The following is a 13640-nucleotide window of genomic DNA, read 5'->3' on the forward strand; positions in this document are numbered from 1 at the left end:
ATATTAACTGATTGCCACTTGGGTCATTCGATCGTAGGGTGGTATTGTATATACATTCACGAATGTATGTAAAAAGCCCGTTTGTGTCGCGCAGACCGTCCAGTCTTACGAATTATTACCAGTCGCAAGCATAGCCAATCCGCATGACGGCAAAGAGGGTTGCGGACCCTATATTCACCTACGATCGATCCAATCAGGCCTGCACATGGTCAGACGTACCAAGGAGGAGGCGCTCGAGACGCGCAATCGCATTCTCGATGCCGCCGAACACGTGTTCTTCGAGAAGGGCGTGTCGCACACGTCGCTCGCGGACATCGCCCAGCACGCCGGCGTCACGCGCGGCGCGATCTACTGGCATTTCGCGAACAAGAGCGAGCTGTTCGACGCGATGTTCGACCGCGTGTTCCTGCCGATCGACGAGCTGAAGCGGATGCCGCTCGACGCACCGGGCGGCAATCCGCTCGAGAAGATCCGCAAGATCCTGATCTGGTGCCTGCTCGGCGTGCAGCGCGACTCGCAGTTGCGGCGCGTGTTCAGCATCCTGTTCATGAAGTGCGAATACGTCGCGGACATGGAGCCGCTGCTGCAGCGCAACCGCGCGGGGATGAGCGAGGCGCTGCACATGATCGACGCCGATCTCGCGGTCGCCGTGCGGCTCAAGCTGCTGCCCGAGCGGCTCGATACGTGGCGCGCGACGCTGATGCTGCACACGCTCGTCAGCGGCTTCGTGCGCGACATGCTGATGCTGCCCGACGAGATCGACGCCGAGCAGCATGCGGAAAAGCTCGTCGACGGCTGCTTCGACATGCTGCGCTACAGCCCGGCGATGCTGAAGGAAAGCGACTGACGGCACGGCGGCTGCCCGCGCGCCGTTTCATTGTCATCGATCGGCGGGCCGGGCCGCGCAACAGTCGCGGCAATGCGCTGCCCGCCTCCGTCTCCCCGGCCGGCTCAGGCCGCCTTCGCGCGATGCGCGCGAGCCCGCCGGTTCGACGCGGCCACCGAATCGCGCTTCGGCATCGGCGCGCCGGCCAGTCCCGCGATCCACGCGTCGGTCGACATCACGGCCGCGAAATTCGACTGGAACACCACCGTGTACGCGCGGTGAATCTCTTCGGCGCTCGCCGCGCCCGCTTCGTTCTCGTACGGCAACGCGCCCGTCGCATCCTCGAGATACTCGACGTTCAGTCCCGCGTGCGCCGCGTGATAGACCGTCGACGCATTGCAGTTGTGCGTCATGTAGCCGGCCACCGCGAGCGTGTCGATCCCGTGTGCGTCGAGCCATGCGGCAAGATCGGTCCCGGCGAACGAGCTCGCCTTCGCCTTCTCGATCAGGTGCGCGTACGGGCGGCCGGCGACGACCGCGTGCAGCGCGACGCCGTCGGTGCCGGGCGCGAAGATCGGCGCGCCGGCCGGCGCGACGTGCTGGACGACGATCACGGGCACGCCGGCCGCATGCGCGGCGTCGATCGCGCGGCCAATGTTCGCGAGCGACACGTCGAGCGGCGGATACTCGATCGGCAGGTTGCCCGTCACGTATTCGTTCTGGACGTCGATCACGATCAGCGCGCGGCGGGAAGTGGTATGCGAGGCGGTGTTCGACACGGATGGCTCCTGGTCCTGACGCGCGGCCCCGCCCCGGAACGGGACGGCCAGCGATGCGATGCGATGCATTGTCGGGCCGCGTCGCCCGCGCGGATAGTGGCCCGATAGCCATTCTTCGATAAAATCGGGCCACCACCATTCCGGAGCCCGTCATGACCGCCGTCGCGTCACCTGCCTCGCCCGCCCCGACCGTCGTCGCCGTGATCGCATACGACGGCATCAGCCCGTTCCACCTGTCGGTGCCGTCCGTCGTCTTCGGCAAGGAGCGCGACGCGGCCGCGTCGCCGGCGTTCGAGTTTCGCGTCTGCTCGGCCGAGCGCGGCCCGCTCGCGACGACGGGCGGCTTCACGATCACCGCGCCGTACGGGCTCGACGCACTCGACGACGCGGACATCGTCATCGTGCCGGCGTGGCGCGACCCGGACGAAGCGCCGCCCGACGAACTGCTCGACGCGGTGCGCGCGGTCGCCGCACGCGGCGCGCAACTCGTCGGGCTGTGCCTCGGCGCGTACGTGCTCGCGGCGGCCGGCCTGCTCGACGGCCGCCCGGCCACCACGCACTGGGCGTGGGCCGACGACTTCGCGCAACGCTTTCCGCGCGTGAAGCTCGATCCCGACGTGCTGTACGTGGACGACGGCAACCTGATGACGTCGGCCGGCACGGCCGCGGGGCTCGACTGCTGCCTGCACGTCGTGCGGCGGCGCTTCGGCTCGGATGCCGCGAACCGGATCGCGCGCCGCCTCGTGATCCCGCCGCACCGCCAGGGCGGGCAGGCCCAATACGTGCCGCAGCCCGTCGCCGCGCACCCGCGCGATGCGCGGCTCGCGGGCCTGCTCGACTGGGTGCGCGCGCACCTCGACGCCGCGCACAGCGTCGATTCGCTCGCCGAACGCGTGCTGATGAGCCGGCGCACGTTCACGCGCCACTTCCGCCAGGCGACCGGCACGACCGTCACCGCGTGGCTGCAGGCCGAACGGCTCGCGCGCGCGCAGCATCTGCTGGAAACCACCGGACAATCGATCGACGCGATCGCGCAGGCGGCCGGCTACGGGTCGAGCGTGTCGCTGCGCCAGCATTTCGCGGGCGCGCTCGGCACGTCGCCGTCTGCGTATCGAAGGGAATTCCGCGGCGCCGGAGCCGGTGCCGATGCGACGCACTAATGCCCGCCGCGCGCCCGGGGGTGGGCGGGCCGTGAAGCGAATCCGGCGGTGCTCGGCCGCTCTGCCGCTCAGCCGCCGTTGATCCAGCGCGCCGCATAAAGCAGCAGCGCGACGAACACGATCATCGCCGCCCACGCCCACACGGGCACCGTGCCGGCACCGCGATGATGAAGCACGCTGGCGGCACGCCCGGTCGGCGCGCCGCCAACGTGCGGCGGCAGCGGACGCTTCGTCGCGGCCATCAGCGACGCCGGCCGCAGGAACACGTGCTGGCGCCGCTGTGCGGCCGGGTTCGCGCGATTCGGCGCGAGGCCGTGCTTCGCCTGCACGACCGCGCAGAACTCGCGGAAGAAATCGTCGGTCCACTCTCGCAGCGCATTCTCGATCTGCCGCGCCGGCAACTCGGCGAGCGGCCCGCTCGCCGTCGCCCAGACCACGTACTCGATGCTTGTGGCGTTCGCATCGTCATCGGGCAGCAGCACCAGTTCGACCTGGCCGCGCAGCGCGCCGAGGCCGTCGGCCCGCGCCTTGAAATTGATCACGCGGCGCGGCCGCCCTTCCGCGTCGCCCTGCTCGCCGGCCGCATGCGCACGCACGTCGTAGCGTGCGCGCAGCGGGCCGAGCGGCACCGTGATCGTCAGCGCGAACTCGCCGTGCGCGAGCTTCACGAACGATTCGCAATGGTCGAAGCTCGCCCGCAGCAATGCGGGATCCTCGAAGGCCTCCCGCACGACAGGCGGCGCGAGCGGGACGCGTAACGTGTCGTTCAGTTCCATGATGTCTCCCCGATGAACGCGCGCCGCATCAGGACGTCTCGACGAGACTGTCGATCCGTGCGACATCGAAGGCGACGTAGTGCGCAAGCGCGGCAGCGGCCGCCTTCGGTTCCTCGTAACTCCATGCGGCGTTCTCGATCACGCCGTCTTCCGTCTGCAAGTCGAAATGCACGGCTTCGCCCCTGAACGGGCAGGCGCTCGTCACGCCCGACTTCACGAGCCTGCGCATGTTGACGTCGCCGCGCGGCAGGTAGTGGACGTCCGGCAGCCCCGCTTCCCGCACGGTCAGCACGCCGTGCGAATCGGCATACGTGATGCCGCGATGGATCACGCGCACGCGATGGCGGTTCGGCACGATTTCAAGGTGAGGGGCGGCGGCGTCTGACATCGTTTCTCCTTCGGGCGGCCCGGCAGGCAGGCCGGTGACAGGAAACGAAAAAAGCCACGGCACGAATGCCGTGGCTTTCATTATGGGCGAAACTTCGTCCGATTGCGCAACCCGGGCGGGGGCCGCGTGCGGCCGGCTACTGCGCGCTCCACTGGAACGCGGCTTTCGCGCCGCCCTTCGCGCCGACCGTGACGGTACGGGATTCGTCGCTACCCTGGTACGACGCCTGCACCGTATAGCGCCCCGGCGGCACCTGCACGAGCATGTACGGCCCGCGCGTGTCGGTTTTCAGCACTTCTGCACCCTTGCCGTCGACGATCCGCACATGGACGTCGGCCAGGAATTCGCCACCCTTGCCGGTGAAGCGCAGCGCCAGCGGCCACTTCGCCTCGTTGCGCTGGAACGCCGTCGATTCGTCCAGCCCGATGCCGCCGGACACGAAGGTGACGTCGCCCTGCTGGCGCGCGGCGGGCAAGCCGTCCGACTGCGCGTACGCGCCGGTCGCGCCGGCTGCGAGGCCGGCGACCAACGCCGCGGCGACGGCAAATCGGGACACGTTGCGTAGATATTGCATGGCTCTCTCCTTTGGGTCGGAACACATACGGGGCGCCACGCCACGGGGTCGGACGGCGGCGGCGCCCGCCGCGGCCGGCCAGGCCGGCCGTCGGCCGTCGCCGGTCAGCTCAGGTCGACCGGCACGAAGATCTGTGCATTATCGCGCTGGATCAGCAGAGCAAGACTGTTGCCCGCGCCCTTCACCGCGTCGCGCAACTGCTCGGGGCTCGTGACCGGGCGGCCGTTGACCGCGAGGATCACGTCGCCGGGCTGGATGCCCGCGTTGGCGGCCGGCCCGCCGGCCTGCTGCACGATCAGCCCGTGCGACAGGTTGCTGGCGCTGCGCTCCTGCGGCGACAGCGGACGCACCGCGACGCCCAGGCGGCCCTGCTCGACCGGCCCGCCGTCGTTCGACGCGAGTTTCGCATCGGCCATCGCGCCGAGCGTCACGCTGATCGACTTCTTCGACTTGTCGCGCCAGATCTGCAGGTCGGCCTTCGAACCCGGCTTCAGGTTCGCGATCTGCGCGGGCAGCGACGTCGAATCGGCGACCGGCGAGCCGTTGACCGACAGGATCACGTCGCCCGGCTGCAGGCCCGCCTTCGCGGCCGGGCCGTTCGAATCGACGGAGCTGACGAGCGCGCCGTCCGGCTTCTGCAGCCCGAACGAGCTCGCGAGCGTCTGGTTCAACCCCTGCACGGCGACGCCGAGGCGGCCGCGGCTCACGTGGCCCGTCTTCACGAGCTCGTCCTTCACCTTGATCGCCTCATTGATCGGGATCGCGAACGACAAGCCCTGGAAGCCGCCCGTCTGCGAGTAGATCATCGAGTTGATGCCGATCACCTCGCCCTGCAGGTTGAACAGCGGGCCGCCCGAGTTGCCGGGGTTCACCGGCACGTCGGTCTGGATGAACGGCGTGTAGTTCTCGTCCGGCAGCGCGCGCGACTTCGCGCTGATGATGCCCGACGTGACCGTGTTGTCGAAGCCGTACGGCGAACCGATCGCGACGACCCACTGGCCGACCTTGCTCTGCGCCGGATCGCCGATCTTCACGGTCGGCAGCCCGCTCGCGTCGATCTTCAGCACCGCGACGTCGGACTGCTTGTCCGAGCCGACGACCTTCGCCTTGTATTCGCGCTTGTCGGTCAGCCTGACCGTGACGACGTTCGCGCCATCGATCACGTGCGCATTGGTGAGGATGTACCCGTCGGAGCTGATCACGAACCCGGAACCGAGGCTCGCGCTCGGCTGGTCGTCCGGCTGCGCGTCACCGCCCATGCCCGGCACCTGGCCGTAGAAGTGCTTGAAGAACTGGTAGAACGGGTCGCTCGGATCGACCGGCAGCTGCGGCTGCGGCACGCGCCGCGCCACCTGCTTCACGACGTGCTTCGCGCTGATGTTCACGACCGCCGGACCGTAGGTCTCGACGAGCCCGGAGAAATCGGGGATGCCGGTCTTCGCGGCCGCTTCGGCCGGCATCAGCGCGGCCGCCTGCGCGGGCGTGATGATCTGCGGATCGGCGCGGCGGGTGCCGGCGACATAGCCGGCCGACAGGGCAGCCGCCACGGCGACCGCGACGGCGCCGCGCGCAAGGAATCGGGTGTTCATCGTAGGACCTCCTCTTTGTTAGGACGCAGCGTAACGACCCTGACTTAAAGGAGGCTTAATCAGCCTTAAGCGGAGCTTAAGCGGGCCGGCAAGGCCCGTCCGACAGCGTTCTTCACACGGATTCGGACTGCCGCGGCGCCTCGGCCGGCATCTCGGCGTCGCGGAACACGACGCTGACGAGCAGGCCGCCCGCGGCCGCGTCGCCGAGCGACACCGTCGCGCCCTGCTGCGCCGCCACGCGCTTGACGATCGCGAGCCCGAGCCCGCTGCCCGACAAGTCGGCACGCGCCCGCGCGGAGCTGTCGCGGTAGAAGCGGTCGAACACGCGCTCGCGCTCGTCGGCAGGGATGCCGGGCCCGCTGTCGCCGATCTGGACGCACGCGCGGCCGGCCGCGTCGGAGGTCAGCGACACGTCGATGCGGCCGCCGTCCGGCGTGTACTTCACTGCATTGTCGAGCAGATTGCCGAACATCACGCGCAACGCGCCGACATCCGCGACGACGCTCGCCGCGCGCGTCTCCTCGAAGCCGAGATCGATGTCGCGCCGCTGCGCGAGCGGCGCATGCGCGGCCACGCATTCAGCCAGCAGCGCCTGCAAGTCGACCGGCTCGCGCATCGTCGCGCCGTCCGGCTCGGCGCGGGCGAGCGCGAGCAACTGCTCCGCGAGGCGCGTCGCGCGCGTGACGCCGTCCTGGAGATCCGCGACCGCCTCGCGGCGCGACGCGTCGTCCTTCGCGCGTGCGACGAGCTGCGCCTGGATCTGCACGGCCGCGAGCGGCGTGCGCAGTTCGTGCGCGGCGTCGGCCACGAACGCCTTCTGCGTGTCGAGCGCGGCCGACAGCCGCGCGAGCAGCCCGTTCAGCGCGCGCACGAGCGGCTGCACCTCGAGCGGCAGGCGCTCGTCGGGCAGCGGATCGAGCGCTTCCGGCCGGCGCGCCTCGACCGCGCGCGTCACGCGGCCGAGCGGCGCAAGCCCGCGCCCGACGATCACCCACACGGCCGCGCCGAGGAACGGCAGCAGCACGATCAGCGGCCACAGCGTGCGCAGTGCGACGTTCGCCGCGAGCCGGTTGCGCACCGACAGCGGCTGCGCGAGCTGCACGACGTTGTCGCCGACGATCGCGCCGTACACGCGCCATTCGCCGCGATCGGTGCGCTCGGTCGAGAAGCCGAGCTCCGCGCGCGGCGCGATCGGCGCGCGCGGATGCGAGAAGTACATCAGCACGCCGTTGCGGTTCCAGATCTGGATCACGATGCCTTCGTCGCCGTTGGTCCGCGAGCCGAACACCTGCGAGAACGGCTCGGACGGCAGCGCCGCAGCGATTTCCTGCAGCTGGTAGTCGAACAGCTCGTTCGCCTCGGCGAGCGCCTGCCGGTAGATCAGCCAGCCGGCGAGGCCGACGCCCGCGACGACGATCGCGAGCAGCCAGATCAGCAATTGATGACGAATCGACCTCACGCGTCAGCTTTCCTTGACGACCATGTAGCCGAGCCCGCGCACGTTGCGGATCAGGTCCGAGCCGAGCTTCTTGCGCAGTGCGTGGATGTAGACCTCGACCGTGTTGCTGCCGATCTCCTCGCCCCAGCCGTACATCTTTTCCTCGAGCTGGCTCTTCGACAGCACCGCGCCGGGCCGCGCGAGCAGCGCCTCGAGCAGCGCGAACTCGCGCGCGGACAGCGCGACGGGCGCGCCGTCGAGCGTCACCTGGTGCGAAGCGGGATCGAGCGTCAGCGCGCCGTGGCGGATCAGCGACTCGCTGCGCCCGGCCTGGCGGCGGATCAGCGCGCGCATCCGCGCGCCGAGTTCGTCGAGGTCGAACGGCTTGACGAGGTAATCGTCGGCGCCCGCGTCGAGCCCCTTCACGCGATCGGCGATGGCGTCGCGCGCGGTGACGATCAGCACCGGCAGCGACAGCCCGCGCGCGCGCAGCGTGCGCAGCACGTTGATGCCGTCGCGCTTGGGCAGGCCGAGGTCGAGCAGCAGCAGGTCGTACGTCTCGCCGCCGAGCGCCGTGAGCGCCGCGTCGCCGTCCTGCACCCAGTCGACCGCAAAGCCGTCCGAGCGCAGCGCCTTGCGCACGCCCTCGGCAATCATTCGGTCGTCTTCGACAAGCAGAATCCGCATCGGGACAGGCATCCATGGGTCGGGTGAAACACGCCGATCATTGTAGCGCCGCGAATCGCGTGCGCGGCATGCCCGCCGCAAAGTGATGCCTCAATGCGGCACCACACGCGATTTCGGCGGGCATTTGCCCACTTGTCTCTACAATGTGCGCTTGCGCGCGACGCACGCGCCGCCCGAGCCCCTGCTTACCCGTATTCGTCCATGCCGATTTCCGCCCTTTCCGCCCGGTTCGCCCCCCGCGCTCAAGTCTGCCTGCGCGCAGCCGCCGTCATCGCCACCTGCGCCGCGCTGGCCTTCGCGCCGCCCGCGCAAGCCCGCAAGAAATTCCACAAGGAAGCGCGCAAGACCGCCGTCGTGTCGCCCGCCGCGCGTGCGGCCGGCCTGCCGGCATCCGTGCTCGTCGCGCTGCAGCGCGCGAAGGTGCCGGCGTCGGCGATGAGCGTCGTCGTCGAGCGCGTCGGCGACCCGGAACCGCTGATCGCGTGGAACGCGAGCCGGCCGATGCTGCCGGCGTCGACGATGAAGCTCGTCACGACCTTCTCGGGCCTGTCGATCCTCGGCCCCGACTTCCGCTGGCGCACGACCGCCTACACGGACGGCACGGTCGACCCCGACGGCACGCTGCAGGGCAACCTGTACATCAAGGGCACCGGCGATCCGAAGCTCGTGCCCGAAGAGCTGATCGACCTCGTCGACAAGATCCGCAAGGCCGGCATCAAGCGCGTGGCCGGCGGCCTCGTGCTCGACAAGAGCTATTTCGCGGCATCGACGCGCGACCTGCCGTCGTTCGACGACGACGTGAGCGCGCCGTACAACGTCGGCCCCGATCCGCTGCTGTATGCGTTCAAGGCCGTGTCGTTCACGGTCACGCCGGGCGACGACGGCAAGGTGGCCGTCGACGTGCTGCCGCCGCTCGCGGACCTGTCGATCGACAACCAGCTGGTCGAAGGCACGGGCTCGTGCAGCGCGGCCGCCGCGGCCGCGCGCCCGACGCTGACGGCCGGCGCCGGGATGATGACGGCGTCGTTCGCCGGCGACTATCCGCTGCGCTGCGGCGCGCGCACCACCAACCTCGCGATCCTCGATCACACGACGTTCTTCGCGCGCGGCTTCCTCGCGCTGTGGCGGCAGGACGGCGGCACGATCGCGGGGCCCGTGAGCGAAGGCAAGGTGCCGACCACCGCGCGGCCCGTCGCCGTGCATCACAGCCCGGTGCTCGGCAGCATCGTCTACGACATCAACAAGTTCAGCAACAACGTGATGGCGCGCAACCTGTTCCTGACGATCGGCGCGGTCAGCGGCAGGCCGCCCGCGACGCCCGAGCAGTCGAGCCGCGCGATCCAGGCGTTCCTGCAGAAGAACGGCATTGCGATGCCGGACCTCGCGCTCGAAAACGGCTCGGGGCTGTCGCGCGAAGAGCACGTGAGCGCGCTGTCGCTCGCCGCGCTGCTGCAGGCAGCGAACGCGAGCCCGGTCGCACAGGCGTTCGTCGATTCGCTGCCGATCGCCGGCATCGACGGCACGATGAAGAACCGCCTCACCAACGCCGGCGTGCTCGGCAACGCGCACATCAAGACCGGCACGCTGCGCGACGTGCGCGCGATCGCCGGCTACGTCGCCGGCGCCGACGGCCAGAGCTACGTCGTCGTCAGCTTCATCAACAACGACCAGGCGGAAGGCGCGCGCGCCGCGCACGACACGCTGCTCGAATGGATCTACGCGGGCGCGCACTGACGGCTCGCGCGCCGCGACGCGGCGCATCCCCGCCCCTCGGTCGTACGACGGCCCCGAGGCGGCACCGCGCATCGGGCAGCCCTGGCGGGCAGCCCGTGCGGCCCGCCGCCGCCTCGCATACGGAGTCCCGCCGTTCGCGGTTTGAAACGGGCACCGCCACCGGCGCGCGACGCATCGCACGCCAGCCGTGCGCGTAAAACGGGGCCGCACCGCCCGGCCTCGCGCCGCACGGTTTCCGTAGAAACCCTGTCCTCAGAGGGAACCCTCTACGCTGCCCCCTCGCCTAGCGCGTGGCGATTGCGTAGGCTGTTGGCCTGACCGATATCTACAACGGGCCACGCGCCCGGCCTCACGGCTTGCAGGGGAAAGGAGGAGACACGCCCATGCGATTCGACGTCGAATTGCTTCTGCTCGCGCTGGCGCCCGTCTTCCTGCTCTGCATCGCATGGGAAGCCTGGCACCTCGCCCGCACACGTGCGCAGGACCATGTCTATGCGTGGCGCGACACGCTGTGCAATGCTGCGCTCGCGCTGATGCACCAGGGCGCGGACAAGATCGCGTGGCTCTTCGTGATCCCCGTCTATGCGTACTGCTACCGGCACTATCGCCTGTTCACGTGGCACGACGGCTGGCTGTCGTTCGCGGTGCTGTTCGTCGCGCAGGACTTCCTCTACTACGTGTTCCATCGCGCGAGCCATCGCGTGCGCTGGCTGTGGGCCGCGCACGTCGTGCACCACTCGTCCGAGCGGATGAATTTCTCGACCGCGTTCCGCCAGAGCCTGATGTACCCCGTCGCGGGCATGTGGGTGTTCTGGCTGCCGCTCGCGTTCGCCGGCTTTCCGCCGCAACAGGTCGTCGGCATCGTGCTGATCAACCTCGCGTTCCAGTTCTTCGTGCACACGCAGGCGATCGGCAAGCTCGGCTGGCTCGAGTACGTGCTCAACACGCCGTCGATCCACCGCGCGCACCACGCGCGCAACCCGCGCTACATCGACCGCAATTACGCAGGCGTCCTGGTGATCTGGGATCGCCTGTTCGGCAGCTATGTCGAGGAAACACCGGACGACCCGCCGCAGTACGGGATTGTCGAGCGGCTCGGCTCGAACAACCCGCTCGTCGCGACGTTCCACGAGTGGGTGTCGATGGCGGCCGACGCGTTGCGCGTCGATGGATGGCGCAACAAGCTGCGCGCGATTTTCGGCCCGCCCGAGTGGGCGAGCGCTTATCATGCGCAGATCGTCGAGGCCGCCAACCAGGATCCGCGCACCGTGCCGCTTGCGGCCGCGCGTGACCAATAACCGTTTCAGCCAACGGCCGCCGCGCAGCCCGGTTCCGAGCAGGCACGCGGCAGATGAGAAACACATCAGGCCATATCTACGAGGAGATCGAACGATGCAGTCACAACAACAATTCCCGTCGCATATCCGGCAACGCCTGCTGCGCACCGCCCAGGTCGCGATCGCGGGCGCCGCGCTCGCGCTGCTCGCCGCGTGCGGCGGCGGTGACGACAACAACAGCAGCGCGTCGAATACGCCGCCTTCCGGCGTGAAGATGCAGATCGTGTCGTTCGGCGACAGCCTGTCCGACGCCGGCACCTATTCGCAGATCAAGCTCGGCTTCGGCGGCGGCCGCTTCACGACCAACCCGGGCCAGGTGTGGGCGCAGGACGTCGCGCAGTACTACGGCGACACGCTGCAGCCCGCGAACCAGGGCGGCTTCGGCATTCCGCTGCAGGCCACCGGCGGCCTCGGCTACGCGCAGGGCGGCTCGCGCGTGACGCTGCAGCCGGGCATCGGCCATGCCGACGCGAGCGTGCCGAACGCCGACTTCGCGCAAGCGACCACGACGCCGATCGCCGACCAGGTCAAGCAGTACCTGACGCAGCACGGCAGCTTCAACGCAGGCCAGATCGTGCTGGTCAACGGCGGCGCGAACGACATCTTCTACCAGGCGCAGGTCGCGCAGGCGCAAGGCAACACGCCGGCCGCGCAACTCGCGGCGGCGCAGGCGATCGGCCTGGCCGCGCAGCAGCTCGGCGGGATCGTCCAGCAGATCGTCGCGGCAGGCGCGACGCACGTGTTCGTGTCGAACGTGCCGGACATCGGCAGCACGCCGCTCGCGCTGCAGGGCGGCACGCAGGCCGCGTTCACGCAACTGTCGGGGCTGTTCAACAAGACGCTCGCCGGCACGCTGGCCGCGCTGAAGGTCGACACGACGAAGGTCGCGCTGCTCGACACGTTCACATGGCAGGACGGCATCGCGGCCAACTACCAGGCGAACGGCTTCAGCGTGTCGAACACCGACACCGGCTGCAACCTGAAGGCGATGGTCCAGGCCGCAACGCAATATGGCGTCGCGAACGCAACCGCATTCGGCTCGTCGCTGTTCTGCTCGCCGCAAACCTACACGGTCCCGAACGCGGACCAGACCTACATGTTCGCCGATATGGTCCACCCGACGACGCGCCTGCACGCGCTGTTCGCACAGTTCGTGGAGAAGCAGATCGCGGCTTCGGGCGTCGGCAAGTAAGCGGCACACAAACGGACCGACGCCGGCCGGCACGCGCGTCGCGCGGCCGGCGCGCTCTCCCCGAAAAAAAACGCCCGACCGGTTCGCCGGTCGGGCGTTTTTCATTCGCGGGCCGTGGCTTGCCCGAGTCGTCAGTCGCGCGCTTCGAACGCAGCCGCCGCACGACCAAGACGATCGTTGACGGCAATCCATTCGACGGTCTCGGGCAGCTTCTCGACGAGAATGCGCGCGACCTGCGCCCGGTCGAGCGCACGCAGCATCCCGTACAGGTCGCGCGCGTAGGCCTGCGGATCTTCCGGAGCGGCGATGAAATGCACGCCGTCGGCCTGCGCCCAGCGTCCCGCGCGCGACGCGCGAGCGACGAGCGCGACCCGCTCGCCGTCGGTTTGCGCGGCCGCGAGCAGCGGCTCGAGCGCATCGAACGGCAGCAGCGCGAGCGGCGTGCGCGGCGCGTAATGCGCCTTCAGCGTGCCGGACGCACGCGGCGCGGTCGCGTCGCTGCCGTCCGGCAGCCGCGGCGCGCGGCCGAGCACGTCGGCGATCTGCTGCGGCGTCACGTGGCCCGGGCGCAGCAGCGCCGGGAAGCCGCGCGACAGATCGAGGATCGTCGATTCGATGCCGACTTCGGACGGGCCGCCATCGAGCACGTGCACGGTGTCGCCGAATTCATCGCGCACGTGCTGCGCGGTCGTCGGGCTCACATGGCCGAACCGGTTCGCGGACGGCGCGGCAACGCCGCCGTGCCCGCCGCGCCGCGTGCTGAACGCGGCCAGCAGCGCCTGCGCGACCGGATGCGACGGGCAGCGCAGCCCGACCGAATCCTGGCCGCCGCTCACGGCGTCCGGAATGCGCGCATGGCGCTTCAGGATCAGCGTCAGCGGGCCGGGCCAGAACGCATCGATCAGCTTCCGCGCATCGTCGGGCAGGTCTTCGACCCAGTAGCCCGGATCGCCGCCCGGCGGCAGGTGCACGATCACCGGATGGTTCGCCGGCCGCCCTTTCGCCGCGTAGATGCGCGCGACGGCCTCGGGATTCGCCGCGTCGCCGCCGAGCCCGTAGACGGTTTCGGTCGGGAACGCGACGAGTTGCCCCGCGTCGAGCAGCGCAGCGGCCGCGTCGATCTGCGCGGGCGTCACGGAGTTCGGGAGATCGATGGACAT

At 69.6% G+C, this 13640-nt stretch carries 13 protein-coding genes; 5 read left to right on the forward strand and 8 right to left on the reverse strand.

Annotated elements, in window-relative coordinates:
* The first annotated feature begins 205 nt into the window (after positions 1-205).
* On the forward strand, positions 206-847 hold the full coding sequence (locus BT264_RS25455) for a TetR family transcriptional regulator (protein ID WP_072442774.1): 642 nt from the start codon (positions 206-208) through the stop codon (positions 845-847).
* A gap of 104 nt (positions 848-951) precedes the next feature.
* Here the strand turns inward: BT264_RS25455 and BT264_RS25460 are convergent, their stop codons facing one another.
* Complete coding sequence (locus tag BT264_RS25460) at positions 952-1674, reverse strand: cysteine hydrolase family protein (protein ID WP_371287117.1); 723 nt, start codon at positions 1672-1674, stop codon at positions 952-954.
* Positions 1675-1757: 83 nt separating this feature from the next.
* Here BT264_RS25460 and BT264_RS25465 point away from each other — a divergent pair, with 83 nt between their 5' ends.
* Positions 1758-2765 (forward strand): helix-turn-helix domain-containing protein, encoded by a 1008-nt coding sequence (locus BT264_RS25465; RefSeq protein ID WP_072442772.1) that lies wholly within the window; start codon positions 1758-1760, stop codon positions 2763-2765.
* Positions 2766-2833: 68 nt separating this feature from the next.
* Here BT264_RS25465 and BT264_RS25470 read toward each other — a convergent pair whose 3' ends face one another.
* The 6 genes from BT264_RS25470 to BT264_RS25495 all read right to left on the reverse strand — a co-directional run bounded on the left by BT264_RS25470 (position 2834) and on the right by BT264_RS25495 (position 8217).
* A complete protein-coding gene (locus BT264_RS25470) occupies positions 2834-3541 on the reverse strand; it encodes an SRPBCC family protein (protein ID WP_072442771.1) in 708 nt (235 codons plus the stop codon).
* A 28-nt stretch (positions 3542-3569) separates the two neighbouring features.
* Positions 3570-3929, reverse strand: a complete 360-nt coding sequence (locus BT264_RS25475; RefSeq protein WP_072442899.1) for a DUF427 domain-containing protein — start codon at positions 3927-3929, stop codon at positions 3570-3572.
* Positions 3930-4065: 136 nt separating this feature from the next.
* The gene (locus BT264_RS25480; protein ID WP_072442769.1) at positions 4066-4503 is read right to left on the reverse strand and encodes a carboxypeptidase-like regulatory domain-containing protein; all 438 of its coding nucleotides are present in this window, start codon (positions 4501-4503) and stop codon (positions 4066-4068) included.
* A 104-nt stretch (positions 4504-4607) separates the two neighbouring features.
* Positions 4608-6092 (reverse strand): DegQ family serine endoprotease, encoded by a 1485-nt coding sequence (locus BT264_RS25485; RefSeq protein WP_072442767.1) that lies wholly within the window; start codon positions 6090-6092, stop codon positions 4608-4610.
* Positions 6093-6204: 112 nt separating this feature from the next.
* A complete protein-coding gene (locus BT264_RS25490) occupies positions 6205-7551 on the reverse strand; it encodes an ATP-binding protein (RefSeq protein ID WP_072442766.1) in 1347 nt (448 codons plus the stop codon).
* Positions 7552-7554: 3 nt separating this feature from the next.
* Complete coding sequence (locus tag BT264_RS25495; protein ID WP_072442764.1) at positions 7555-8217, reverse strand: response regulator; 663 nt, start codon at positions 8215-8217, stop codon at positions 7555-7557.
* Positions 8218-8418: 201 nt separating this feature from the next.
* Between BT264_RS25495 and dacB the strand changes: the two genes are divergently transcribed.
* The 3 genes from dacB to BT264_RS25510 all read left to right on the forward strand — a co-directional run bounded on the left by dacB (position 8419) and on the right by BT264_RS25510 (position 12480).
* Positions 8419-9951: a D-alanyl-D-alanine carboxypeptidase/D-alanyl-D-alanine endopeptidase gene (dacB, locus tag BT264_RS25500; protein WP_072442762.1), complete on the forward strand. Its 1533-nt coding sequence runs from the start codon at positions 8419-8421 to the stop codon at positions 9949-9951.
* Positions 9952-10334: 383 nt separating this feature from the next.
* A complete protein-coding gene (locus BT264_RS25505) occupies positions 10335-11249 on the forward strand; it encodes a sterol desaturase family protein (protein ID WP_072442760.1) in 915 nt (304 codons plus the stop codon).
* A gap of 94 nt (positions 11250-11343) precedes the next feature.
* Complete coding sequence (locus tag BT264_RS25510; protein ID WP_072442758.1) at positions 11344-12480, forward strand: SGNH/GDSL hydrolase family protein; 1137 nt, start codon at positions 11344-11346, stop codon at positions 12478-12480.
* A gap of 131 nt (positions 12481-12611) precedes the next feature.
* On the opposite strand, the gene BT264_RS25515 is transcribed toward BT264_RS25510, so the two are convergent.
* Complete coding sequence (locus BT264_RS25515) at positions 12612-13640, reverse strand: L-threonylcarbamoyladenylate synthase (RefSeq protein WP_072442756.1); 1029 nt, start codon at positions 13638-13640, stop codon at positions 12612-12614.

Origin of the sequence: Burkholderia sp. NFPP32 (assembly GCF_900119325.1) — a bacterium.
Lineage (GTDB): Bacteria > Pseudomonadota > Gammaproteobacteria > Burkholderiales > Burkholderiaceae > Burkholderia > Burkholderia pyrrocinia_C.

Bases quoted from the DNA above. Each gene is read 5' to 3' on its own strand.
- BT264_RS25455 (WP_072442774.1), top strand. From the start codon at position 206: ATGGTCAGACGTACCAAGGAGGAGGCGCTCGAGACGCGCAATCGCATT.
- BT264_RS25460 (WP_371287117.1), bottom strand. From the start codon at position 1,674: ATGCATCGCATCGCATCGCTGGCCGTCCCGTTCCGGGGCGGGGCCGCG.
- BT264_RS25465 (WP_072442772.1), top strand. From the start codon at position 1,758: ATGACCGCCGTCGCGTCACCTGCCTCGCCCGCCCCGACCGTCGTCGCC.
- BT264_RS25470 (WP_072442771.1), bottom strand. From the start codon at position 3,541: ATGGAACTGAACGACACGTTACGCGTCCCGCTCGCGCCGCCTGTCGTG.
- BT264_RS25475 (WP_072442899.1), bottom strand. From the start codon at position 3,929: ATGTCAGACGCCGCCGCCCCTCACCTTGAAATCGTGCCGAACCGCCAT.
- BT264_RS25480 (WP_072442769.1), bottom strand. From the start codon at position 4,503: ATGCAATATCTACGCAACGTGTCCCGATTTGCCGTCGCCGCGGCGTTG.
- BT264_RS25485 (WP_072442767.1), bottom strand. From the start codon at position 6,092: ATGAACACCCGATTCCTTGCGCGCGGCGCCGTCGCGGTCGCCGTGGCG.
- BT264_RS25495 (WP_072442764.1), bottom strand. From the start codon at position 8,217: ATGCGGATTCTGCTTGTCGAAGACGACCGAATGATTGCCGAGGGCGTG.
- dacB (WP_072442762.1), top strand. From the start codon at position 8,419: ATGCCGATTTCCGCCCTTTCCGCCCGGTTCGCCCCCCGCGCTCAAGTC.
- BT264_RS25505 (WP_072442760.1), top strand. From the start codon at position 10,335: ATGCGATTCGACGTCGAATTGCTTCTGCTCGCGCTGGCGCCCGTCTTC.
- BT264_RS25510 (WP_072442758.1), top strand. From the start codon at position 11,344: ATGCAGTCACAACAACAATTCCCGTCGCATATCCGGCAACGCCTGCTG.
- BT264_RS25515 (WP_072442756.1), bottom strand. From the start codon at position 13,640: ATGTCCATCGATCTCCCGAACTCCGTGACGCCCGCGCAGATCGACGCG.